This is a genomic window from Nitrospirillum goiasense (assembly GCF_034427435.1).
In the GTDB taxonomy this organism is placed as follows: Bacteria; Pseudomonadota; Alphaproteobacteria; order Azospirillales; family Azospirillaceae; genus Nitrospirillum.
The window spans coordinates 136,144-158,333 of record NZ_JAXQNP010000001.1; the positions used below are offsets into that span (position 1 = coordinate 136,144).

General features: G+C 67.4%; 20 protein-coding genes. 13 read left to right on the forward strand and 7 right to left on the reverse strand.

The window, feature by feature from the left end:
- Nucleotides 1-10 precede the first annotated feature (10 nt).
- Together ULB03_RS00635 and ULB03_RS00640 are read right to left on the reverse strand one after the other, a co-directional pair.
- Nucleotides 11-1,966 carry a serine hydrolase domain-containing protein gene (locus ULB03_RS00635; RefSeq protein WP_322481386.1) on the reverse strand — a complete coding sequence of 652 codons (1,956 nt, stop codon included), beginning with the start codon at nt 1,964-1,966 and terminating at the stop codon, nt 11-13.
- Nucleotides 1,967-2,014: 48 nt separating this feature from the next.
- Nucleotides 2,015-4,219 (reverse strand): TonB-dependent receptor, encoded by a 2,205-nt coding sequence (locus ULB03_RS00640; protein ID WP_322481387.1) that lies wholly within the window; start codon nt 4,217-4,219, stop codon nt 2,015-2,017.
- Between the two features lie 167 nt (nt 4,220-4,386).
- Between ULB03_RS00640 and ULB03_RS00645 the strand changes: the two genes are divergently transcribed.
- The 5 genes from ULB03_RS00645 (at nt 4,387) to ULB03_RS00665 (ending at nt 9,614) form a co-directional block, all read left to right on the forward strand.
- Nucleotides 4,387-5,046, forward strand: coding sequence for a helix-turn-helix domain-containing protein (locus ULB03_RS00645; RefSeq protein WP_322481388.1), 660 nt, complete (start codon nt 4,387-4,389; stop codon nt 5,044-5,046).
- A gap of 135 nt (nt 5,047-5,181) precedes the next feature.
- A complete protein-coding gene (locus ULB03_RS00650) occupies nt 5,182-6,453 on the forward strand; it encodes an MFS transporter (protein WP_322481389.1) in 1,272 nt (423 codons plus the stop codon).
- Nucleotides 6,450-7,442 (forward strand): dipeptide epimerase, encoded by a 993-nt coding sequence (locus ULB03_RS00655; protein ID WP_322481390.1) that lies wholly within the window; start codon nt 6,450-6,452, stop codon nt 7,440-7,442. Before ULB03_RS00650 ends, ULB03_RS00655 begins: the two co-directional genes overlap by 4 nt.
- 253 nt (nt 7,443-7,695) lie before the next feature.
- Complete coding sequence (locus ULB03_RS00660) at nt 7,696-8,487, forward strand: sterol desaturase family protein (RefSeq protein ID WP_322481391.1); 792 nt, start codon at nt 7,696-7,698, stop codon at nt 8,485-8,487.
- Nucleotides 8,484-9,614 carry a dATP pyrophosphohydrolase gene (locus ULB03_RS00665; RefSeq protein WP_322481392.1) on the forward strand — a complete coding sequence of 377 codons (1,131 nt, stop codon included), beginning with the start codon at nt 8,484-8,486 and terminating at the stop codon, nt 9,612-9,614. The genes ULB03_RS00660 and ULB03_RS00665 overlap by 4 nt, the downstream gene beginning before the upstream one ends.
- Nucleotides 9,615-9,633: 19 nt before the next feature.
- Here the strand turns inward: ULB03_RS00665 and ULB03_RS00670 are convergent, their stop codons facing one another.
- Both ULB03_RS00670 and ULB03_RS00675 read right to left on the reverse strand, forming a co-directional pair.
- Entirely contained in the window at nt 9,634-10,599 is a 966-nt protein-coding gene (locus ULB03_RS00670; RefSeq protein ID WP_322481393.1) for an NAD-dependent epimerase/dehydratase family protein, read from the reverse strand.
- On the reverse strand, nt 10,596-12,305 hold the full coding sequence (locus ULB03_RS00675) for a fatty acyl-AMP ligase (protein ID WP_416210967.1): 1,710 nt from the start codon (nt 12,303-12,305) through the stop codon (nt 10,596-10,598). The genes ULB03_RS00670 and ULB03_RS00675 overlap by 4 nt, the downstream gene beginning before the upstream one ends.
- 345 nt (nt 12,306-12,650) lie before the next feature.
- On the opposite strand from ULB03_RS00675, the gene ULB03_RS00680 reads away from it, so the two are divergent.
- The 3 genes from ULB03_RS00680 to ULB03_RS00690 are packed head-to-tail and all read left to right on the forward strand — an operon-like array spanning nt 12,651 to nt 15,382.
- Nucleotides 12,651-13,778 carry an inositol-3-phosphate synthase gene (locus tag ULB03_RS00680; protein ID WP_322481395.1) on the forward strand — a complete coding sequence of 376 codons (1,128 nt, stop codon included), beginning with the start codon at nt 12,651-12,653 and terminating at the stop codon, nt 13,776-13,778.
- Complete coding sequence (locus ULB03_RS00685) at nt 13,775-14,491, forward strand: phosphocholine cytidylyltransferase family protein (protein WP_322481396.1); 717 nt, start codon at nt 13,775-13,777, stop codon at nt 14,489-14,491. Before ULB03_RS00680 ends, ULB03_RS00685 begins: the two co-directional genes overlap by 4 nt.
- 9 nt (nt 14,492-14,500) lie before the next feature.
- Nucleotides 14,501-15,382 (forward strand): CDP-alcohol phosphatidyltransferase family protein, encoded by an 882-nt coding sequence (locus ULB03_RS00690; protein WP_322481397.1) that lies wholly within the window; start codon nt 14,501-14,503, stop codon nt 15,380-15,382.
- On the opposite strand, the gene lptG is transcribed toward ULB03_RS00690, so the two are convergent.
- Nucleotides 15,354-16,466 (reverse strand): LPS export ABC transporter permease LptG, encoded by a 1,113-nt coding sequence (gene lptG / locus ULB03_RS00695; RefSeq protein ID WP_322481398.1) that lies wholly within the window; start codon nt 16,464-16,466, stop codon nt 15,354-15,356. The genes ULB03_RS00690 and lptG overlap by 29 nt on opposite strands.
- On the reverse strand, nt 16,453-17,604 hold the full coding sequence (lptF, locus tag ULB03_RS00700) for an LPS export ABC transporter permease LptF (RefSeq protein ID WP_322481399.1): 1,152 nt from the start codon (nt 17,602-17,604) through the stop codon (nt 16,453-16,455). The genes lptG and lptF overlap by 14 nt, the downstream gene beginning before the upstream one ends.
- A gap of 244 nt (nt 17,605-17,848) precedes the next feature.
- On the opposite strand from lptF, the gene ULB03_RS00705 reads away from it, so the two are divergent.
- Nucleotides 17,849-18,100: an acyl carrier protein gene (locus tag ULB03_RS00705; RefSeq protein ID WP_322481400.1), complete on the forward strand. Its 252-nt coding sequence runs from the start codon at nt 17,849-17,851 to the stop codon at nt 18,098-18,100.
- 3 nt (nt 18,101-18,103) lie between these two features.
- Complete coding sequence (spt, locus tag ULB03_RS00710) at nt 18,104-19,339, forward strand: serine palmitoyltransferase (RefSeq protein ID WP_322481401.1); 1,236 nt, start codon at nt 18,104-18,106, stop codon at nt 19,337-19,339.
- On the opposite strand, the gene ULB03_RS00715 is transcribed toward spt, so the two are convergent.
- The gene (locus tag ULB03_RS00715) at nt 19,333-19,824 is read right to left on the reverse strand and encodes a DUF2141 domain-containing protein (RefSeq protein ID WP_322481402.1); all 492 of its coding nucleotides are present in this window, start codon (nt 19,822-19,824) and stop codon (nt 19,333-19,335) included. The genes spt and ULB03_RS00715 overlap by 7 nt on opposite strands.
- A gap of 79 nt (nt 19,825-19,903) precedes the next feature.
- On the opposite strand from ULB03_RS00715, the gene ULB03_RS00720 reads away from it, so the two are divergent.
- The 3 genes from ULB03_RS00720 to ULB03_RS00730 all read left to right on the forward strand — a co-directional run bounded on the left by ULB03_RS00720 (nt 19,904) and on the right by ULB03_RS00730 (nt 22,182).
- The gene (locus ULB03_RS00720) at nt 19,904-21,040 is read left to right on the forward strand and encodes a glycosyltransferase (protein WP_322481403.1); all 1,137 of its coding nucleotides are present in this window, start codon (nt 19,904-19,906) and stop codon (nt 21,038-21,040) included.
- Nucleotides 21,030-21,833, forward strand: coding sequence for a PIG-L family deacetylase (locus tag ULB03_RS00725; protein ID WP_322481404.1), 804 nt, complete (start codon nt 21,030-21,032; stop codon nt 21,831-21,833). Before ULB03_RS00720 ends, ULB03_RS00725 begins: the two co-directional genes overlap by 11 nt.
- A gap of 79 nt (nt 21,834-21,912) precedes the next feature.
- A complete protein-coding gene (locus ULB03_RS00730; RefSeq protein WP_322481405.1) occupies nt 21,913-22,182 on the forward strand; it encodes a radical SAM protein in 270 nt (89 codons plus the stop codon).
- The last annotated feature ends 8 nt before the right edge of the window (nt 22,183-22,190 follow it).

Here is a 22,190-nt window from a genome sequence, read left to right on the forward strand (position 1 = left end):
CCGCCGTCCATCAAAAGTCCAGCGTCGGCGTCAGCAGTTTGACGTTGATGGCCAGCCACACCAGGAAGACCAGCGACAGCGCCACCAGCACGGCCCAGACGATGCCCCAGGGCCGCCGCCCGGCCCGGGTGGCGATGTCGTAGGCGTTCCAGAGGGAGGCGACGGTGCCGGCGATGACGGCCAGCAGCACCAACTGCATCAGGCGCATCCAGATATCCAGGCGGCCATCCAGGGCGTCGACCCCTTGGTTGATGGCCGCCAACATCATCGTCCAGCCCAGGATGAAGACGAGGATGCCCCACGCCGCCGCGCGGGTGGCGCGGTGCAGGACCAGGGCGCGGCCGGTGATCCCGGGATTGTAGCCGTAGCGCCGCCGCACCAGGGCGACGATGGGCCAGGACAGCGCCGTCAGCGCCAGGACGGCCAAGGCGGCCACCGCCACGGGTATGATCCAGCCAGCGTCGAGATTGCCCGGCGCGGGCACGAACTCGAAGATGGGGGCGAAGCCGCCGATGGAGAACATGGCGACCTTGCCGTCCTTCACCACGGCCGCCAGATGCTCTTTCCCCTCGGTGTCCTGCCACAGCCAGGGGCCGACCTCACGCCAGCGCTTCGGCACCCGGGCGGCGTTCAGCAGGGCGGAGACGGAGATGGTACCGTCCTCGTTGGCCACCACCTGGGCCTCGCCCAGCAGGCCGACCAGGCGCATGAAGTTGGTTTCGGAGCCGCGGCTGCTGACATAGTGGCCGGCCATGGCCCGGGCATGTTCCTTGGCGGTGGGGGCTGTCGGCAGCAAGGGCTTGGCCTGGGGGAAATAGCGGTCGGTGAAGTCGACAAAGATGTGCTCCCTCAGCACGTGGGCGGCCGCCTCGCGCCCCGCGCTGTTGAAGGACAGGTAAAGGCCGACGCCGTCGTCGATGAACAGGTGCAGGTCGGAATGGAAGACGTCGGTGTCGCCGCCATGGCCCACGATGCGCCGGCCGTTGCGATCCTCATGGTAGAAGCCCAGCCCCATGGAGGGCAGGTTGGGGATGGGGGTGTTGACGTTGGCGTACATCTGCTCCGCCGTCGCCTTGTCCAGCAGCGGCCCGCCATGCGCCAGGTGGGCGATCATGAACTGCGCCATGTCGGCCCCGGTGGCGGACAGGGCGCCCGCCGGCGACAGGTCGATGATCTCGAACGGCTGCGGGTCGCCGGAGGCCAGGGCATAGCCCTTGGACATGCCCGCGGCGAGGTCGGGGGGCAGGGGCTGGACAAAGCTGGAATGCCGCATGCCCAGGGGGGCGAAGATGTGGTTCTGGATGTACTGGGCGAAGGGCTCACCCGACACCCGCTGCACGATATAGCCCGCCAGCGACGCGCCGTAGTTGGAATAGGCGGGGATTTGCCCCGGGGCGTAGATGCGCGTGGGCACCCAGCGCTTCATGGCCTGGTCCAAGGGCTTGGCCAGCTTGGGGTCGTTCAGCAGCAGGTACTTGGCCGTCTCTTCGAACCCCGGGGTGTGCGTCATGATATGGCGCAGGGTGATGGGTTTGCCGAAGGCCGGCGGGATCTTGAAGTCCAGGTAGTCGTTGACGTCGCGGTCCAGGTCCAACTTGCCGGCCTGCACCTGCTGCATCACCGCCGTCCAGGTGAACAGCTTGGAGATGGAACCGGGGCGGAACAGCGTGCCGGCCGGGTCCACCGGCTTCTTCTCCTTCACGTCGGCGTAGCCGAAGCCCCGCTCTGTCAGGATCTGCCCGTCCTTCACCACCACCACCACGGCGCCGGCGATGTCGCCGGTCTGCAAGGCGTAGGGCATGTAGCCATCCAGCCAACTGTCCACGTCCGCCTTGGTCAGGGTGGACGCGGGCGCCGCTGGGGTTTCGGAGGCCATCGCCGCGGGTCCCGAGGGGACCGGCACCGGGGGTGTGGGCTTCAGGTCGGCGGGGGACTGCGCCGCGGCGGCCGAGGCCAGCGCGGTCATGAGAAGCGCTAAGAGGCGAACCTTCCACATCTTGTCCTGTCCTTGCCTTTAGTAGCGGAAGCCAAGCGTGGCCCCGAAGGAACGGGGACGCACGATGGCCGCAGTGACGTTGCCGTCGAGGGCCGACCCGGCGGCGCCCACATCCAGGATGCCGCGGCTGTCTGTCAGGTTGCGCACGAACGCCTCGATCCGATAGGGGCCCATGGTGACCCCGGCATGGGCGTCCACCTGGCTGTAGGCGCTGAGGTGCCGTTGGCCGTAGCTGGTGTCGAAGGCCGAGAGGCGGTCCCCGGTGTAGCGCCAACTGACGCCGGCGAACCCATCGACCGTCCCACTCAGGGGCCGCTGATATTCCACCGCCAGGGTGGAGGAATAGCGGGCGGTGTAGGGCAGGCGGTCGCCCTTGAGGCCGCCGACCAGCGGGGGCGCGTCGCTGGTGAGCGCGGCATCGACCAGGGCCCCGTTCAGCGACACGGTCAGGCCGCTCACCGGCTTGACCGTGACCGACGCCTCGATGCCCCGGCTGCGGGCGGAACCGCCGTTGATGTTGACGCCGTAGTCGTCGACCGAACTGAACAGCTGGATGTTGTTCCAGTCGATGTAGAAGCCCGTCAGTTCCAGCGACAGCCGGCGTCCCCACGCCTCGGACTTCACGCCGATTTCATAGTTCGTGGTGGTGTCGGCGCCGAATTGCCGGGGCACGGCGCCGGGTGCTGTGGGCGGCAACACGTTGGGGCCGCCGGGGCGGTAGCCGCGCGCCACGCGGACGTACAGGGTGGTGTCCTCGTTCGGCTTGAACGATGGCGCGACGGAATAGGTGAACACCCCGTCGGAAGAGTTGGCGGTGTAGTTCGCGTCGCCGGCCAGGGGACCGCTGCCCAACTGCACCGCGTCCTGTTCGTTGTGGCTGTAGCGCCCGCCGACCGTCAGGTCGATCTGGTCGGTGATGTGCAGGGTACCGCTGGCGAAGCCGGCATATTCCTCATAGCGGGAGTCGAGCCGGACATCGGCCAGGTTGGCGAAGTCGGCGATGGGCGCCCCGCTTGGGTTGTCCACGCCGTTGACCGACTGGATGACGGCGTTCCGCTCCCGCGTGTAGAAGCCGCCCACCGTCCAGTCCAGCCGGTCGCCGCCGGTGGAGGCCAGGCGCATTTCCTCGGTGAGGCGGCGCTGCTGCACCCGCTGCACCTGCGACGCGCCGAGGGGCACGCCGAAGGCTCCTGTCAGCACATCGCCGTAAACGCCGCTCACATCCACCAGCGCGTTCTGCAACAGGGTGCTGTAGCTGGTGGAGGACAGAAGCTGCACCGGGCCGAAATCATAGGTGCCGGTCAGGTTGTAGACCCGATACTGCATGTCATTGGGCTGGGCGACCACGCGCGCCTGCCGGTAATCGCCCAGAACCGGGCGCAGCGTGATGGGGTCGACGTCGACCTGGTTGGTGCCGTTGCTGTCCAGGTTCTGCACGACCACCGACCCGCGCAGGGTGAGGGCGTCCGTTGGGCGGAACAGGGCGGAGACGCGGCCGCCATAGGTGCGGCCGTCGTTGATGTCCTTGCCGCGCTGGTCGTCGATGAAACCGGGGTCCCGGCGGTAGAAGCCGCTGGCCCGCACGGCCAGGCTGTCGGCCAGGGGCACGTTGACCGACGCGCGGCCGGACCAGCCGGTATCGCCGTGGGCCACGGACTCGGTGCTGATCTCCGCGGCGGTGTGGACGCCGTCCGTGCTGGGCGCCACCGTCACGTACTTGATGAGGCCGCCCAGGGAGTTGGCGCCGTAGAGCGTGCCCTGGGGGCCGCGCAGCACCTCCACCCGTTCCAGGTCCGACGGGTCCAGGTCGGGGGTCAGAATGGAGCCATTGGCCAGCGATGTGGCCGATCCATAGGGCGTCTCGTCCACATAGGTGGCGACCGTCGCCCCCACCCCGCCGGTATTCACTCCGCGCAGGATCAGGCGCGCCTGGCCCGCCTGCGTCTCCACCAGCGCGGCGCTGGGCACGCGGGTGAAATAATCATCCAGCCGTTCGGCATGGGCCTGCTGCAGGGCCTCCGCCGAGACGGCGGAAACGGACTGGGGCACGTCGATCAGCCGTTCGGTCCGCTTCTGCGCCGTGACGACGATTTCGTCCAGCACGTCGGGCGCGGCGGGTGCGGCCGCCGGTCCCGCCGCGTTCGGTGCCTGTTGCGCCCAGGCGCCGGTGTTGACGGCCAACGCCGCCACGCCAGCGCAGAGGAATGCCCTGGTTCCCCGCATTTGCCCGATCTCCCTGATCGTTATCTGGCGCGTATGATGGCACGTGTTTCAGATTTGGCAACAGTGTTTCTGCGGCGCGAATGGCCGGTGTCGCAGCACTGGTTTTCTGTCAGGCCCTGATGCAACTTGGGGGCCTTGGAAAGCTTGAGCATGAAGGAGACGCACGCATGGCCAAACCTGCCTCGGACCGGGCCCATCCGGCGCTGGCCTTGCGGGCGGCGCGGGTCAAGCAGGGGCTGACGTTGCGCGCGCTGGCGGCCCGTATCGGCATGCCGTTCTCCACCCTGTCCAAGCTGGAGAACGGCAAGATGGAAATGACCTACGACAAGCTGCTGCGCCTGGCGCAGGGGTTAGGCGTGGACATCGGCACCCTGGTCAGCGGCGCCGGTCCCGAGACGCCGGCTCCGCCGGCGGGCGGCCGCCGCAGCGTATCCCGCGCCGGTCGTTCCCCCGGCGCCACCTCCGACCTGCACGCCCATCAGTACCCGGCGGCGGACTTGCTGGGCAAATTGATGGTCCCGATCATCATTGAAGTAAGGGCGCGCAGCGTGGAGGAAATGGGGGGCATGGTGCGCCATTCGGGGGAGGAGTACCTGTACGTCCTGTCCGGCGCCATGGAACTGCATACCGACCTTTATGCCCCCTTGCGCCTCGAGGCCGGCGATTCCGTCTACTTCGACAGCGGCATGAGCCACGTCTACGTGCGCGTGAGCGAGGAGACCTGCCGCGTGCTGTCCGTCTGCGCCGGGCCTGGAATCCAGCGCCTGGCCCAGTCCGCGGCCAAGGCGTGGAAGCTGTCGCCGGCCACGGACGAGGAAACGGTTTGAGTCGCTGTTTCTGATATTGAAACATCCAGCAGGCTGTGTGATGCTGATCCCATCATGCAGATCGTACCCCTCGACAGTGGCATAACCACCAGGGACACCCAGGCATGGCCGCGGCCCGTGGTGGCCTGGTCGGTCGTGAGCCTTTTTTGCGTCGCGGCCGTCCTGTCCTACACGGACCGGCAGATCCTCAGCCTGCTGGTGGATCCCATACGGGACGACCTCGGCATCAGCGATACCCAGATCGGGGTGCTGCAGGGTGTCGCCTTCGCGCTCATCTATTCCATCGCCGGGCTGCCGCTGGGTCGCCTGGCCGACATACTGCCGCGCCGCGCCGTCATCTGGGCCGGCGTCGGATTGTGGAGCGTCGGCACGCTGCTGTGCGGCTACGCGCCCTCGTTCTGGGTGCTGTTCGCCGGCCGCCTGATCGTGGGGGTGGGGGAGGCGGCCCTGGCGCCTGCCGCCATGTCCATGATCGCCGACATGTTCCCGGCCGAACGCCGGGGCCTGGCCACCGGCGTCTTTGTCATGGGTATGACCATAGGCGGCGGTGTCGCCATCGCCATCGGCGGCGCCGTGCTGGGCTTGGCGGCGTCCGGCGGCTTCCAGGGCGTTCCCTTGCTGGACGGGCTGGCCGCCTGGCGCGCGGTGCTCGTGCTGTTGGGCCTCGCCGGCCTGCCGCTGTTGCTGGCCCTGCTGCCCATCCGCGAACCCGCACGACGCAGTGAAGTATCGGCGGGCGTGGCTTTGGCTGGCGGGCGGGAGGCGACGGCGCTGCGCGAGATTGTCGCCCAGCTGGCGGCCGTGCGCGCGGTGCTGATCCCGGTCATCGTCTGCTGCGCCTTCATGTCCGTGGGGGACTTCGCCCTCATCGCCTGGGCCCCGGCCCTGCTCAGCCGCCGCTACGCCATGACGCCGGATGCGGTGGGCCTGGCGCTCGGCTCCCTGGTCGTCGTCGCCGGGGTGGTGGCGACGGTCGCGGGCGGTGTCATCAGCGACGTGGCGGTCAAGCGGTACGGTCCTCCTGGCCGCATCTGGGTCGCCACCGTCTGCACCGTCCTGGCCTTTCCTTTCGCCTTGGTGTCGCTGACGTCCTCCTCGTCGCAGGTGCTGGCCGCGGTCACCCTGTGGACCCTGTTTTCCAGCGCCGCCGGCACCATCGGCATCACGGCGGTGCAGGAGATCGTGCCCAACCGGGCCCGGGGCCTGACCGTGTCCTTTATTTCCTTCGGCAACATCCTGCTGGGCCTGGGCGGCGGCGCCACGCTCACCGGCTATGTCACCGACCACGTCTTCGCCGATCCCCTGGCCATCGGCCAATCGCTGACGCTGGTCATCGCCCCGCTGGCGGGGGCGGCCGCCCTGCTTTTCCTCCACGCCTCCCGAACCGCTCGGAGTGTCAGTCGGTGAGCCTTTCCATTACCTATCGCCGGGACGCCATGCGCATGCGTGAACCGTTCCGCATCTCTGGTTATCTGCTGAACGCCATGCCGGCCGTCATCGTCACCCTGGGTGACGGGGACCACTTCGGCCATGGCGAGGCGGCCGGCGTCTATTACCTGAACGACGACCCACCCCATATGGAGCGGGAGATCGAACGGGTGCGCGACGCCCTGGAGGCGGGCGTGGACCGCCGGGGCCTGCAATCCCTGCTGCCGCCGGGTGGTGCCCGCAACGCCCTGGATTGCGCGCTGTGGGAGCTTGAGTCCTTCCAGACCGGGACGCCGGTCTGGCGGCTGGCCGGCGTGCCGGAACCCCGGCCCCAGGTGACCACCTTCACCCTGCCGGCCGACGATCCGGCGGAGATCCTGCGCCGGTTGGAGGGTTTTACCGGCGCCACCGCCATCAAGCTGAAGCTGGAGGGTGATTTGGCGGCGGACACGGAACGGGTGCGGGCCGTGCGCGCCCGGCGGCCCGATGTCTGGCTTTCGGTCGACGCCAACCAGGGCTTCGGCGCGAAGGACCTGGAACCCTTGGCCGCCCTGTTGGTGGACCAGGGCGTCGCGCTTCTGGAGCAGCCGATACGGCGGGGCAGCGAGCATCTGCTGGATGGCTGGGACGCGCCGCTGCCAGTGGCGGCGGATGAAAGCATCCTGGACCTGGCGGAGCTGCGGCAGCATCAGGGTCGCTTCGACATCGTCAACATCAAGCTGGACAAGTGCGGCGGCCTGACCGAGGGGCTGGCCATGGTGGCGGAGGCCCGGCACCTGGGCCTGGGCGTCATGGTCGGCAACATGGCGGGCTCGGTCCTTTCCACGGCGCCGGGATTCGTGCTGGCCCAGCTATGCGACGTGGTTGACCTGGACGGGCCTTATTTCCTGGCGGAGCCGGGCGCCGACCGGGGCATCTACCAGGCGGGGAAGGTCATGGTCCCGGCCCACTTCTGGGGGGTGGGCTGATCGGGCGGCGGTGTCCCCTTCGCTTCTCGGGGTATCTCTCCCTGGTCCCGGTTGGCGACGACGCTCCTGCTCGACGCCGCCCAATTGTGGAGCACCGTCTATCTCGCCGTTCGGCCGTCCTCCGGCCGGTGAGTGGCACGGGGCCGGAAATGGTCCTTTACCAAATTCGCGCAACCGCGATAGAACGGGGACCCGTTTCCTTGTTCGCCGTTTCTTGTTCGGACGGCTTTCCAGAAACCCAAGGACGATGAAAATGGCGCAAAAGCTCGCCTGGGGCCGCGCTTGGCACGGGCGCAGTTACGACCTGGGCCGCATGACCCTGGCGGACCTGTGGGGCGCGTATCTCACCCATCCCGCGATCCAGGTATACGCGGCCCTGGCCGTCTTCGCGGCCGTCTTCGCCGCCCTGACGGCGGACAGCGCCGTTACGCCGGCGCTGGCGATGGTGGCCGTTTTCCTGGTGTACCCGATGGCGTGGTACCTCATTCACCGCTACATCCTGCATGGTCGCTGGCTGTACAAGATGAAGTGGACCGCCACGCTGTGGAAACGCATCCATTTCGACCATCATCAGGATCCCCACCTGCTGGAGGTCCTGTTCGGTTCGCCGCTGAACACGCTGCCCACCATCGCGTGCGTGACGGTGCCCGTCGGCTATGCCATCGGCGGCTGGCCGGCCGCCGCCGCCGCGCTGTCCATGGGCCTGGTCCTGACTTGCGTTTATGAATTCATCCACTGCATCCAGCATCTGAATTACAAGCCCACGAACCCGTTCATCCTGAAGCTGAAGCGGGATCATCTGATCCACCATTTCCATAATGAGGATACCAACTTGGGTATCGTCAGCTTCACCCCCGACCGGCTGTTCGGAACCTATTTCGCGTCCGCCCGCGATTGCCCGAAAAGCGCCACCGTCTTCAACCTGGGCTATGACGTCGCCGAGGCGCAGCGTTATCCCTGGGTGATGCGCGCGACCGGCGCGCCGCCGCGTGACCGTCCGCCGTCCGCCTTCGCCGCTTCTGAGACAGGGGGTGCCGCCTCGTGAGTTCGGTTGAGATCATTCCGGTCGCGGGCGCCGCCCTGCTCGACCGCTTCATCCGGCTGCCCGAGAGGCTGCACAAGGACGATCCCCACTACATCGCGCCGCTGCACCTGGAACGGAAAGAGGCGCTGACCAGCAAGAACCCGTTCTTCGGACACGCCGATGTCCAGTTCTGGCTGGCGCGCCGCGACGGCCGCGACGTGGGCCGCATCAGCGCGCAGATCGACCATCACGCCCGGGCGCGCGACCCCGGTGTCGCCGGTCAGTTCGGCATGATCGCCGCGGAGGATGATGCCACGGTGGTCAAGGCGCTGTTGGAGACGGCGGCGGCCTGGCTGCGGTCGCGCGGCATGACCCGCATGCAGGGCCCCTTCAACCTCAACATCAATGAGGAGATCGGCCTGCTGGTGGATGGGTTCGATACCCCGCCCATGTTGCTGATGGGCCATGACAAGCCCTATCTCGGGCCGCGGCTGGAGGAGCAGGGGCTGGGCAAGGATATGGATGTCTACGCCTATATCTACGACATCACCCAGCCGCTGCCCGCCGGCGCCCGTCGGCTGATCGAGCGGCCGTTGCCCAAGGGCCTGACCGTTCGCCGCATGGACTTCAAGCGCTACGACGACGAGATCCGGGCCGTCACTTCTATCTTCAACGATGCGTGGCAGGATAACTGGGGCTTCGTGCCCCTGACGGAGATCGAGACCGATCACCTGGCGAAGTCGTTGCGGCCCTTGCTGGACCCCCGCCTGGTCCGCTTCGTGGAGATGGGCGGGCAGCCGGTGGGCTTCATCGTTTGCCTGCCGAACTTGAACGAGGCGATCCGCGACCTGAACGGTCGCCTGTTGCCCTTCGGTTGGGCCAAGCTGTTGTGGCGGATGAAGGTCGCGGGGCTGAAGAGCGCCCGTGTGCCGCTGATGGGCATCCGCAAGTCGGCGTCGCAAGGCGTGATCGGCAGCCTGCTGCCCTTCCTGCTCATCGACGCGGTGCGCAAGGATGCCGCCGCCATGGGGTTCCAGCAGATCGAACTGTCCTGGATCCTGGAGAACAACATGCCCATGCGCCGCATCAACGAAAGCCTGGGCGGCGTCGCGTACAAGACCTACCGCATCTACGGTCAGGACCTGTAAGGCCAAGCCGCCGCTTGGCTTATTTCAGCCAGCCGGCGGCCCTGTACCAGGCGACGGTGTCGCGGAACCCCTCCGCCAGGCCGATCCGGGCGGTATGGAGGGCGCTGGGCAGCAGCTCATGCGGCGGCACGGTCCAGTCCGGATGTAGGATTTCCCGCGCCTTGCCCTCGGTGAAGATGGGGGCCGTGCCCCGCAACGCCCCCCATCGGGACGACAGCCGCCCGGCGGCCAGCAGCATCGGCCCCGGAATGGCGATCAAGCGCGGTGGGGAGGGGCGCCCCATCGCGTGGGCGGCCTGGCGCATCACCTCGGCCATGGGGTAGCCGCCGGGCGTGTCGTCGGCCAGGGCCCAGGTGCGGCCGGCCGCCTGGTCCGCATTCGGGCCGATCGCCACGGCCGCGATGGCGGCGGCGGCGTCCGCGACATGGATGGCCGCGATGCGTCCGGTACCGACCAACACCGCCCAGGGCCAGCGTGCCGCCTGAAAGATGGCCAGGGTCTCGCGATCCCCGGGGCCATAGATCATGGGCGGCCGCAGGATGGTCAAGGCGCGCGGCGCGTCAGCATGGGCCAGGCGCAGCGCGTCCTCACCCGCCCGCTTGCTGGCGGCGTACGGGGATAGCTCCGGCTCTCGCGCGGCGAGGGAGGAAACAGCGACGAGTCGCGCGCCGGGCGCCGTCTCCCTCAGGATCCGGCCCACCAGGGCGGCGCCGTCGCGGTTGACGCGCAGGAAGGTTTCCCGATCCCGCGCCTTGATCAGCCCGGCGGCGTGAATCAGGACGTGGGCGTTCCGGACCAGGCGCCGCAGGGCGCCGTCGTCCGCCAGATCACCCGGGATGACCTCCACATCCCGGCTTGCCCCTGCGGCCGGAGGCCGGCGGGCCAGGATGCGCACCCGCGCGCCCGCGTCGGCCAGGGCCTGGACAAGATGTCCGCCGAGAAACCCCGTCGCCCCGGTGACCGCGACAAGGGGCGCGCCCGTCATGCGCTCTTGGCCACCGGCGGCGCGTTGGCGGCGGTGAAGGCGCCGTCCAGGTACATCGCCCGCGCGCGGCTGCGACTGAGCTTGCCCGACGTCGTCTGCGGCAGGCTGTGCGGGGGGACCAGGACGATGCGCGACATGACGCCGTGCCGGGTGCGGAAGACATTGGCGATGGCGTTGGTCAGCGAGTCCCGCGCCGCCGGATCGGGGCTGCGGCACTGGACCAGCGTCACCACCTCTTCCTCCAGCCCGTTATCGACAGAGAAGACCGCGACGTCGCCGCTGCGCAGGGAATTGACCTCCGCCTCGGCGGTCCATTCCAGATCCTGGGGCCACAGGTTGCGGCCGTTGACGATGATCAGGTCCTTGGCCCGGCCGGTGATGACGATCTGGTCATCCAGCAGATAGCCCAGGTCGCCGGTGTCCAGCCAACCATCGGCATCCAGGACGCGGGCCGTTTCCTCGGGCGCGCCGTAATAGCCGCTCATCAGGCTGGGCCCGCGGACGAAAATACGGCCGATGCGGCGGGGCGGCTGTGGCGCCCCGGTCGCGTCGCGCACCTCGATCTCATGCTCGGGCAGAATACGCCCGCACAGGACGAAGGTGCGGCTGCGGTCCCCGTCGTTCGCCGGCGCCACGGCCCGGTGCTCGTTCTCCAGGACGATGCTGTCAACCACATCGACCTGGGCGCCCTGGCCCCTGGGGGTGAAGTTCAAGGCCAGAGTGGCCTCCGCCATGCCGTAGCTGGGCACGAAGGCGCCGGCGCTGAAGCCGTTGGCGGCGAAGCGGCTGGCGAAGTTGGCCAGCACCTTGGGCCGGATCATGTCGCCGCCGATGCCGGCGCTGCGCCAGCTCGACAGGTCGATGCCGTTGGTCGGCAGCGTCTCCGCCCGCCGCGCGCACAACTCATAGCCGAAGGACGGGCTGTAGGAGATGGTGCCTCGGTTGCGGCTGATGAGGTCCAGCCAGATCAGCGGCCGGCGCGCGAACTCCCGCGTCGGCAGCGTATCCACTGACACCTGGCAGGCCATGGGGATCAGCAGGAAACCGACCAGGCCCATGTCGTGGTAAAACGGCAGCCAGGACACGCACCGGTCGCCGTCGCCGATCATCAGTCCGCTGCGGCCCACATGGGCGGCGTTGCTGAGAAAGGCGCGGTGGGTGACGGCGATTCCCATGGGGAAGCGGGTGCTGCCGGACGAGAATTGCAGATAGCTGATGCCGTCCAGATCCTGCGGCGGCAGGTCCCCGTCATGCGGCGCCACGGTCGCCAGCTGGTCCAGCGTGCCGGAGATCCGGAGACCCAATCCCGCCACCGCGGGGGCCAGCCAGTCGCTCAGCAGGGCGGGACCGAAGGCCGCCGTCGCCTCGCAGCTTTCCAGCATGCGCCGGATGTGCGCGATGTAGGCGTCCTTGCCCCCGAAGGCGGCGGGCAGGGGCAGGGGGGCCGGCACCAGGCCGGCATACTGGCAGGCGAAGAAGGCGCGGACGAAGTCGCCGTCGCTTTCGGCGATCAGGCCGACGCGCTCACCCGGTTGCAGGCCGGCGCCCAGCAGCCGCCGGGCGAGGGTGATCGCCTCGTCGCGCAGCCTGGCGTAAGTAAGCGCTTCGCTGAGTACACCTTTGCCCGAGTAAAAGTTGAAGCCGGTGGGCCCTTGTGCCGCGTAATCCAGCGCCTCGGCGATGGAACCGAAATCCGCGTAACGCACGGGAAGCCCAGGACGATGGGAGGGTGTGGCTGACGTCATAGTCGGAATTCTAACCTAGCTCTACCGTGGCTAGCTGAAAGGCTGCTGACAGCTATGCAAATTAGTAGCTAAAACGCAATATGCGCGCGGGTGGAGGCTCCCTCCCGAAAAGGTGCTGGCATCGCCCCTCGCAGCGACCGGGTGTTCAGGATATGACTTAGCAGAAATATGTCAGTGCTGTTTCTAAGCTGTTTCACGCATTATCGTCATGCAAGTGCGCGGGGTATCGCCGCTGCAACGATAAGCTGTCCGCAACAAAACGCGGCAGACGTGGTTCCGATAACCTAGCAACTCACAGGTTACGTCATGCAAAAGGGCAAAATCCGTATCGCCATTGCGGGGATCGGAAACTGCGCGAGCGCGCTCATCCAAGGCATCCACTACTACACGGCGGAACGGTGCCGGGAGGGTGTGGTCGGTCTCATGCACCGCGAGATCGGCGGTTACCTGCCGTGCGACATCGAGGTGGTGGCCGCTTTCGACGTCGATGCCCGCAAGGTCGGCACGGATGTGCACCGCGCCATCTTCGCCAAGCCGAATTGCACCAAGATTTTCCAGGCCGAGATTCCCGACAGCGGCGTCATCGTGAAGATGGGCCAGGTGCTGGACGGCATTTCCGAGCACATGGCCGACTATTCCGAGGATCGGACCTTCGTCCGTTCCGACGCGGTCGAGCTGACCAAGGCTGAGATCGTGGCCGAACTGAAGCGCACCGGCGCCGAGGTCCTGCTGAACTACATGCCGGTGGGGTCGGAGCAGGCCGCCCGCTTCTACGCCGAATGCGCGCTGGAGGCCGGCCTGGCCTTCGTCAACAACATGCCGGTGTTCATCGCCAGCGACAAGGCGTTCGCCGATCGCTTCAAGGCGCGCAACCTGCCCATCGTCGGCGACGACATCAAGTCCCAGGTGGGCGCCACCATCACCCACCGCGTGCTGACCGACCTGTTCGCCAAGCGCGGCGTGAAGCTGCTGCGCACCTACCAGCTCAACACCGGCGGCAACACCGACTTCCTGAACATGAAGAACCAGAGCCGCCTGGTGTCCAAGAAGACCTCGAAGACGGAGGCGGTGCAGGCCGTCGCCCACAAGCGCATCGAGGATGAGAACATCCACGTCGGCCCCAGCGACTATGTGCCCTGGCAGAACGACAACAAGCTGTGCTTCATCCGCATGGAAGGCCACCTGTTCGGTGACGTCCCGATGGACATTGAGCTGCGCCTGTCGGTCGAGGATTCCCCCAACTCCGCCGGCGTGGTCATCGACATGATCCGCTGCTGCAAGCTGGCCCTGGATAACGGCATCGGCGGCGTTCTCGAAGGCCCCAGCGCCTACTTCTGCAAGCATCCGCCGGTGCAGTACACCGATGACGACGCCTATCAGATGACCGAGACCTTCATCCGCGGCAACACGCTGAAGCTCGCCGTCGCCAAATGAAGTGCCTGATCGTCGCCGCCGGGCAGGGAACCCGGCTGCGGGATAAGGGGCTGTCCAAGCCCCTTATCCCGATCAAGGGCAGCCCGCTGATCGAGCGGGTGATCCAGGGCGCCCACAGCGCCGGCGTCGACGAATTCGTGGTCGTCAGCGGCTATCGCGGGCAGGAGTTGCGCGCGGCGTTGGATGCGTTCGCGCCCACCCTGGGTGTGACCATCACCCACGTCGTCAACGATGAATGGGACCGTGCCAACGGCATCTCCGTGTACAAGGCCCGGGCGCAGTTGACCGAACCCTTCCTGCTGACCATGTGCGACCACTTGGTGGATCCCGGCATTTTCCGGGCCCTGATGGCGGCGCCGGTGGGAACGGACACCGTGACCCTGGCGGTCGATTTCAACATCGACCGTCCGCTGAACGATCCCGAGGATGTCACCCGCGTGAAGTGCGTGGACGGCCGCATCGAGAACATCGGCAAGGTCATCCGCGACTTCAACGCCTTCGACACCGGCGTCTTCCTCTGCACCCCGGGCATGTTCATGGCGCTGGAGGCCAGCCAGGCCAAGGGTGACGACAGCATTTCCGGGGCCATGAACGTGCTCGCGGGCTGGAAGAAGGCGCTGGTGCTGGACATTGGTGAGCGTATCTGGATCGACGTGGACGACCCCGCCGCCTTCGCCAAGGCGGAAACGCTGTTGGACGCCGGCCAGCTTTGACCTGACACCATGCAAACCAGCGAACCCGTCCGGCGGACTTCCGAGATCGAGGAAGTCACCAACCTTTACTTCATCCACCCCATCTCCGCCTGGCTGACGCCGCGTTTCGCCGCCGTGGGCATCACCCCGAACGCGGTGTCCCTGGCGGGGATGGCGTTTGGCCTGGCGGCCGGCTGGGCCTATTCCCATTACCAGGGCCTGGGCTGGTCGGTGGCCGGCTTCCTGCTGATGATCGCCTGGCATGTCATGGACGGCGCCGATGGCCAGTTGGCCCGGCTGACCAATGCCCAGTCCGAGATGGGCAAGATCCTGGACGGCATCTGCGATTACGTGACCTTCATCGCCGTCTATGTCGGCTTGGCGACCAGCTTGGCGCAAGAGCAGGGCGCCTGGGTCTGGCTGGTGATCGTCGCCGCCGGCGTCGCCCATGCCGCGCAGTCGGCCGCTTATGAGATGCAGCGCCAGTGCTACAATTTCTGGGGGTGGGGTCGGAAATCCGCCGAGTTGGCCAAGCTGGACGCCCCGCCCAAGCGGGACCAGGGCGGTTTCGGCGCGCTCTATCGCGTTTATGTCCGGCTGCAGTACCTCACCACCGGGGTCACCCTGGGTTTCCATGAGGAACTGGGGCGGGCCCTGGCGGCCGACCCGGCGCGGGCGCCCGATATCCGCGCCGCCTATCGTGCCGCCTTCGCCCCGTCGGTGCGGCACTGGTCCATCCTGTCGGCGAACTACCGCACACTGGGCATCTTCATCGCCGCCGCCATCGGCCACCCGCTGTTGTACTTCTGGTTCGAGCTGGTGGGCTTCAGCCTGATCATGGCCGTGTTGCTGTCGCGCCAGGCGGCGCGCAACACCCGGTTCCTTAAGGGGCTGGAACGGGCGGCGGCATAGCCGGCACCGGGCGGACGCGGTGCGACCGGTAGAACAGGTACGCCGCCAGCCCGATCAGGATGCAGGACGGGCCCAGCGCGGTCACCGCCGGGTTGAGGTTCAACAGCAGATCCAGTCGGTTGGAGATCTGCTGGGTCAATGAGAAGACGATGCCGATGCCGGCGCCGATGGTGATCTGCTGGCCGGTGTTCTGCGACCGCGGCGGGCCGAACACGAAGGGGGCGGCGATCAGGGCCATGGCCACCATGGCCAGGGGCATGCCGATCTTGTTCCACAATTCCTGTTCATACCGCACGGCGCGCTGGCCCTGTCGGGTCATGGCCCGCGCATAGCGGTAGAGGGCGGTGGGCGACATGTTCTCCGGCGCCGGCATCAGGTCCTGGACCCGCTTGCCCGGCAGGAAGGACTGCCACGACAGCGTTTCCAGGTGTTCGGTCTGGAAGCGCCGGGCGACGATGCTTTTGCGCGTCACCTCGCGCAGCAGCCAGGGACCCTCCGCCCCGATCTCCGCCCGTTCGGCATGGATGAAGGTTTCCAGCCGTCCGTCGTCGGAGAAGTCGTAGATGTTGATGCCGCGCAGGACGTTCTTGCTCTCGATCCGCTGAACGTTCAGGTACTGCTGCGCGCCGCCCGCCCACAAGCTGTCACCGCTGTCGGCCAGCGGCGAATCGGCCAGTGCCGCCGATCGCTGGGTTATCGCCAGGTGCTGCGTCGGCGGCACGATGAATTCGGCGATGACGAACAGCACGGCGATCACCGGCGGCAACACCTTCAGCACCGATGCGATGATGCGGACTTCGGAAACGCAGAGCGCGCGCAGGGCGGTCAGCTCCGAGTCCTTGGCCAGGCCGCCCAGCGCCAGCAGCGTGCCGATCAGCATGGCCACCGGCGCCACCTGCAGCAGTCGCGACGGGCTGGTCAGCAGCACGTAGACCAGGGCGTTCAAGACCCGGTACTGCCCCTCGCCGACCGATTTAAGCTGCTCCACGAACTCCAGCAGGCTGAACAGCGCCGCCAGGCCCGCCGCCACCAGCAGGAAGGCCTTGAGGGCGGAGCCACCCACGTAACGGTCAAGCTGCGTCATGGCGCGCCGTCTGTTCCGGTGGAACCCGCAGATCGCCCGCCAACCGCCGGAGCAGGGTCCGGACGTGGAACGCGACGTTCCACTGCGGCCAGTAGAGGGCCGCCACCAGGAAAAGCCCCAGCAACGCCGGCGCCCACCAGATCCCCGGAATGGCGCTGACGGTGCCATGCTGCACCCAGGTGCGGGCCGAGGTGCACAGCAGGTAATAGCCCGAATAAACCAGGATGGCCGTGCCGAACTTGGCATAGCGGCCGCCCTGCCGGGGCTGGACGCGGCTGAGCGGCATGCCCAGCATGCCCAGCAGCAGGGTGGAGAGGGGGGTGGAAAGCCGCCACTGGAACTCCGCGATGTCGGCGGGGTTGCCGGACCGGGCCAGGCGCGCGGTTGGTACACCCGTCGCGCTGTATTCCTCCGGGGCGATATTGTGATTGGCGGGGTCCAGCGTGATGCTGCCCACATCCATCATCCGATCCTGGGTGGTATCGCTCTTGCCCAGGAAGTAGACGTGCGCGTTGTCCAGGCGGACATTCGAGCCGCCATCCTGCCTCGGCGGCAGGGCGCGGGCGCTCTCTGCCATGATGATGTCGGTGGTGTCGGGATGCTGGATTTGTATGAAGACGTCCTTGGCCGGACCCCTGATTCCGTCGCGGCGGGGGAAGAAGATGACCCGGCCGCCATGCTTGTTCAGGTAGAAGGTCCCCGACTCCATCGCGTCCACGTTCATCGACAACTGGGCGCGGCGGGTGATCTCGTGGGATTTCTCGTAAGCCCAGGGCCGGACATGCAGCGACAGCAGCAACACGGCCCCGGCCAGGCCCGCCGACAGCATGAACACCGCGCGCAACACCATGCCGGGGGAGACGTTCAGGGCGTACATGGCCGTGAACTCGGAATCGCCGTACAGCTTGCCGAACGCCATGACCACCGAGACGTACAGCGATATGGGGACCAGCACCTCCAGCGCGATCAGCAGCTTAAGGCCCACCAGTTCGGCGATGGCGCCCGTGGGCAGCAGGCCGTTCACCGCGTCGGACAGCAAGCCCGCGGTGCTGTAGCCGGCGAAGAGGGCGGTGAGGATGCCGAGTACAGCCGCCAAGGGCGTGGCCACTTCCCGGATCAGATAGCGTTCGATGATCAAAGTCGTCCGTCGCCCCGTACGTTCCGTGAGTCCAGGGCGTTACGCTACCCGGGCATGGCCCGGTCACCACCCTTAGGCATGGAGAAGGCCACCGTCCCTCGCGATATATGACATCTTGCACTAATGTCTATGACAATCCGATGGCGGCCTTCTATAAAGGTTACGCTGGATATATGAACCCTTCCCCCAAAATGCGACTACGGCTACGTCGGCGCCGTCACGATATCAGGGCCAATAAAAAAGCATGGCTACCTCAATTGATCAGATCCGCGCGCTTGTGTTCGACGCTCTCCGGGCGTCGTTGCCAAGTCCAATAGAGCTGTCGGAAGATACAAACATCACCGAAGGACTAGGGCTTGACTCGGTTGCGGTCATGGATTTTGTGATGGAAATAGAGGACGCCCTCGATATTTCCATTCCGCTGGACCGGATTGCCGAGGTCAAGACCATCGGTGATCTTATCGCTACGGCACATGACCTGAAGGGTGTCGCCTAAGCCATGGCCCTATTCGACAAGTACGCGGCGCTCATAGGCCAGTTCGCCAGCCTTGAGGCCACCGGCTACAATCCGTTCAACGTCAGCTTCGACACCGTCCTCTCCCCGACGGAGGCGATGATCGGCGCGCGGCGGATCCTGTTGTTCGGCACCAACAATTACCTGGGGCTGACCTACGACCGCGCCGTGATCGAGGCGGCGGCGGAGGCGACCCAGCGCCTGGGTGTCGGCACCACGGGGTCCCGGGTGGCCAACGGCAGCTATGGCACGCATCGGCAGTTGGAGCGGCACCTGGCCGACTTCTACGGCCGCAAGCACGGCATGGTGTTTTCCACGGGCTACCAGGCCAACCTGGGCATCCTGTCGGCGCTTGCCGGCAAGGATGACCACCTGATCCTGGACGCCGACAGCCACGCCAGCATCTATGATGGCTCGCGCCTGGGCCACGCCCAGGTCACCCGCTTCCGCCACAACGATCCCGCCGACCTCGACAACCGGCTGCGCCGCCTGGCCGACACGCCGGGCGACAAGATCATCGTCGTGGAAGGCATCTATTCGATGCTGGGCGATACCGCGCCCCTGCGCGAATTCGTCGAGGTGAAGCGCAAGTGGGGCGCCTACCTGGTGATCGATGAGGCCCATTCCCTGGGCGTCCTGGGCCGCACGGGCCGGGGCCTGGCCGAGGCGGCCGGGGTGGAGGCCGATGTCGATTTCGTCGTCGGCACCTTCTCCAAAAGCCTGGGGGGCATCGGCGGCTTCTGCGTCAGCGACATGGACGGCTTTGACATCCTGCGCGTCGCCAGCCGCCCCTACATGTTCACGGCCTCGCTGCCGCCGTCCGTGGTCGCGGCGGTGACGGAGGCGCTGAACCAGTTGCGCCACCGGCCGGCCCTGCGCCAGCAGTTGCTGGACAACGCGCGCCGCTTCCACGCCGGGCTGGCCGATTTGGGCTTCAACATCGGGCCGGAGGCCAGCCCCGTGGTTTCGGCCATCATGCCCGACCCCGCCACGGCCTTCACCTTCTGGTCCAAATTGCTGGAGGCGGGCCTGTACACCAACGTGAGCCTGCCGCCGGCCACGCCCAAGGGCCTGGCCTTGCTGCGGTCCAGCGTCAGCGCCGCCCATTCCCGGTCGCAGATCGACCATGCGGTGCAGTTGTTCGCGGAGACGGGCCGGGCCATGGGCCTGATCGGGGACCAGGCCGCGGCCGCGCCCGAGATGCGCGTGGCCGCTCAGTAGTATTTCATCAGCACCGACACGGGGTTGTCCCCGGTCTGGGCAGGGATGCGTACCTTGCTCAGGTCCGGCGGCCCCAGGTACAGCGTCGGATTGTTGGAGAAACCGTACCCCTCCGCCGGGATGCCCAGCATCGTCGTGTCGAAATGGCCATTGTCGTTTTCATCATGGAACAGCGCCACCGCGTAATGGCCAGCCTGGGGCACGACGATGCAGGCCTCTGTCGCCGGCAACGTGACCGGCAGGATCTGGCGCGCCACCTTGTAGGCGCCATCCAGGAAATGCTCCGCGTCGTCAGGGTAGATGGTGATGGTGACGTTGCCCTGGGCCGAGCGCATGCCGGTGACGCTGATGCGCAGCCGAACCTGGCCGCTGTCGCCTGGGTCGCAAGCCGGGCCCGGCATGGGGGTCGCCTTTTCCGCCCGCGCGGCGGCCGGCAAGGCCAGCGCCGCCAAAATACCCGCCATCATCACGCCCCGTCTCATCATGGTGCCCTTCCGTCCTCTGCGTCGGTCATCATGTATGGTCGGGACCGAACGGACCGCAAGGGCGGCGTGGGGCGGCCCCATGGCTGAGGTGGTCATCTTCCGCCACAACCTGTTCCGGGTTTCGGAAACCTTCATCACCGAACAGGCGCGTTTCCTGCGCCGGCATACGCCGCTGTACCTGGGGCGCCTGCGGTACGGTCCTGGGCCGCAGGGGGCCGAGTCCCTGGCCCTGCGGGATTTGTGGCCGCACCTTGCCCTGCCGCGCATCGGCTGGCAGATGCTCACCCGCGATCCCACCCCCTATCAGCGGCTGCTCGCCGGCCGCCGCCCCGCCCTGATCCACGCGCACTTCGGCGTGGAGGGGGTCTACGCCTTGCCGTTGGCGCGGCGCCTGGGGGTGCCCTTGGTCACGACCTTCCACGGGTTTGACGCCACCCTGTCGACGGCGGCGCTGATGCTGTCGCCGGCATGGATCAACTATCCGCTGTTCCGCGGGCGCCTGGCCCGCCAGGGCGACCTGTTCCTCTGTGCCTCCGCCTTCATCCGGGAGCGGGTGCTGGCCATGGGCTTCCCGCCGGAACGGACACAGGTGCATTACATCGGCGTGGACACCCAGGCGATCCGGCCCCGGGAAGGGGGTGAGGAAACGCCGACCATTCTGCATGTCGCACGGCTGGTGGAGGTGAAGGGGGCGGAATATCTGATCCGCGCCTTCGCCCGCCTTGCGGCCCGGCATTCCGGGACCCACCTGGACATCATCGGTGACGGGCCCTTGCGCCCATCGTTGCAGCAGCTTGCGGGGACGTTGGGCGTGGGTGAGAGGGTGCGGTTCCTGGGGGCGTTGCCCCATGCCGAGGTGTTGGCGCGCATGCGCCGCGCCGCCATGCTGGTCCTGCCCAGTGTGCGCACCGGCAGCGGCCGGGTGGAGGGCCTGGGCATGGTGGTGCTGGAGGCCGCCGCCGCCGGCGTTCCCGTGGTCGGCAGCCGCATCGGCGGCATTCCGGAGGCCGTGATCGACGGTCACACCGGCCTGTTGGCGCCGGAACGCGATGACGAGGCCCTGGCATCTCACATGGACACCTTGCTGTCCGACCGTGACCTGCGCCGGCGCATGGGGGCGGACGCCCGCAGCCATGTCGAACGGCATTTTGACATCAGCCACCAGACCGCCGCGTTGGAACGGCTGTACGACGGGGTTACCGGCCATGTGGCTTGACGGGCGGCATGACGGGCGGCAGGGGGAGGGCCGGCGGCCCACCGCCGTGGTGGTCGCTCACCCGGATGATGAGATCCTGTGGCTCAGTTCCGTGCTGGCCGACGCCGACCGCGTCGTCTTCTGTTTCGGCGACCCCTTCGGCCGTCCGGCCAAGGCGGCGGCACGGCGCCGCGCGGTCGCGGACCTGCCACTGCCCAAGCTGGTGGATTTGCGCATCCCGGAAAGTGGGGCCGGCTTCGCCGTTGACCGGGCCAACCCGGTGGCCACGCCCTTCGGCCTGGCGATCCGCGACGCGGACGCCCGCGCCCGGTACGAGGCCAACTTTCCCCGCCTGGTCGCGGCGCTGCGCCCCGTTCTGCAGGGCTGCGCCGAGGTCTACACCCATAATCCCTGGGGTGAATACGGGCATGCCGAGCATGTCCAGGTCCATCGCGCCGTCGCGGCCTTGCAGGTGGAACTTGGCTTCCGCCTCTGGTTCAGCAATTACGTCGATGCCGCCAGTTGGCCCTTCGCATCCCGCCTGGCCGGTGATCCGTGGTGGAGTGAGCGCCGCGCCGTTCGGCCCGACGTCGCCATGGCGCGACGCCTTCGGGCGGTATACCGGCGCCAGGGTGCCTGGACCTGGACGGCCTTCCACCGCTGGCCGGTGGAGGAGACGCTGTACGGCCAGGCGCCGGCTGATGAGGGGCGCCGCCCCCTGTCGGGCGAGGTGCTGCTGGACGTCGCGGGTTTGCGCTGGTGGCCGCCGCCCTGGCGCCCCGCCCGGCGGCGATTGCCGGATCGTCCAACCTGACCCTATGCCCACCCTTTCCGTTTTCGCACACCCCTTTTGTTTCCTGGCCGGCTTCCCGGCCCCTTTCCGGAATGTCCTCATGACGTCGACGACTGACAACGCCCGCCCGGGCCGCCTGGAAAACCTGGCCTCCGGCCTGCGGTTCGCGGCCCGCGCCATCGGGCAACGCTACACCCCGCTGCTGGCCCAGGTGGTGGTGACCCGCCGCTGCAACCTGGCGTGCGGCTATTGCAATGAATATGACGACTTCTCACCGCCCGTCCCGCTGAAGGACCTGCTGGCGCGCGTCGATCATCTGGCGATGCTGAAGACCGCCTCCATCACCTTCACCGGGGGGAGCCGCTGCTGAATCCCGAC

What these genes read in the sequence shown, in the direction of transcription:
- ULB03_RS00635 (WP_322481386.1), bottom strand. Translation starts at nt 1,966, where the DNA reads ATGACCGCGCTGGCCTCGGCCGCCGCGGCGCAGTCCCCCGCCGACCTG.
- ULB03_RS00640 (WP_322481387.1), bottom strand. Translation starts at nt 4,219, where the DNA reads ATGCGGGGAACCAGGGCATTCCTCTGCGCTGGCGTGGCGGCGTTGGCC.
- ULB03_RS00645 (WP_322481388.1), top strand. Translation starts at nt 4,387, where the DNA reads ATGGCCAAACCTGCCTCGGACCGGGCCCATCCGGCGCTGGCCTTGCGG.
- ULB03_RS00660 (WP_322481391.1), top strand. Translation starts at nt 7,696, where the DNA reads ATGGCGCAAAAGCTCGCCTGGGGCCGCGCTTGGCACGGGCGCAGTTAC.
- ULB03_RS00670 (WP_322481393.1), bottom strand. Translation starts at nt 10,599, where the DNA reads ATGACGGGCGCGCCCCTTGTCGCGGTCACCGGGGCGACGGGGTTTCTC.
- ULB03_RS00680 (WP_322481395.1), top strand. Translation starts at nt 12,651, where the DNA reads ATGCAAAAGGGCAAAATCCGTATCGCCATTGCGGGGATCGGAAACTGC.
- ULB03_RS00685 (WP_322481396.1), top strand. Translation starts at nt 13,775, where the DNA reads ATGAAGTGCCTGATCGTCGCCGCCGGGCAGGGAACCCGGCTGCGGGAT.
- ULB03_RS00690 (WP_322481397.1), top strand. Translation starts at nt 14,501, where the DNA reads ATGCAAACCAGCGAACCCGTCCGGCGGACTTCCGAGATCGAGGAAGTC.
- lptG (WP_322481398.1), bottom strand. Translation starts at nt 16,466, where the DNA reads ATGACGCAGCTTGACCGTTACGTGGGTGGCTCCGCCCTCAAGGCCTTC.
- ULB03_RS00705 (WP_322481400.1), top strand. Translation starts at nt 17,849, where the DNA reads ATGGCTACCTCAATTGATCAGATCCGCGCGCTTGTGTTCGACGCTCTC.
- spt (WP_322481401.1), top strand. Translation starts at nt 18,104, where the DNA reads ATGGCCCTATTCGACAAGTACGCGGCGCTCATAGGCCAGTTCGCCAGC.
- ULB03_RS00715 (WP_322481402.1), bottom strand. Translation starts at nt 19,824, where the DNA reads ATGATGAGACGGGGCGTGATGATGGCGGGTATTTTGGCGGCGCTGGCC.
- ULB03_RS00720 (WP_322481403.1), top strand. Translation starts at nt 19,904, where the DNA reads ATGGCTGAGGTGGTCATCTTCCGCCACAACCTGTTCCGGGTTTCGGAA.
- ULB03_RS00725 (WP_322481404.1), top strand. Translation starts at nt 21,030, where the DNA reads ATGTGGCTTGACGGGCGGCATGACGGGCGGCAGGGGGAGGGCCGGCGG.
- ULB03_RS00730 (WP_322481405.1), top strand. Translation starts at nt 21,913, where the DNA reads ATGACGTCGACGACTGACAACGCCCGCCCGGGCCGCCTGGAAAACCTG.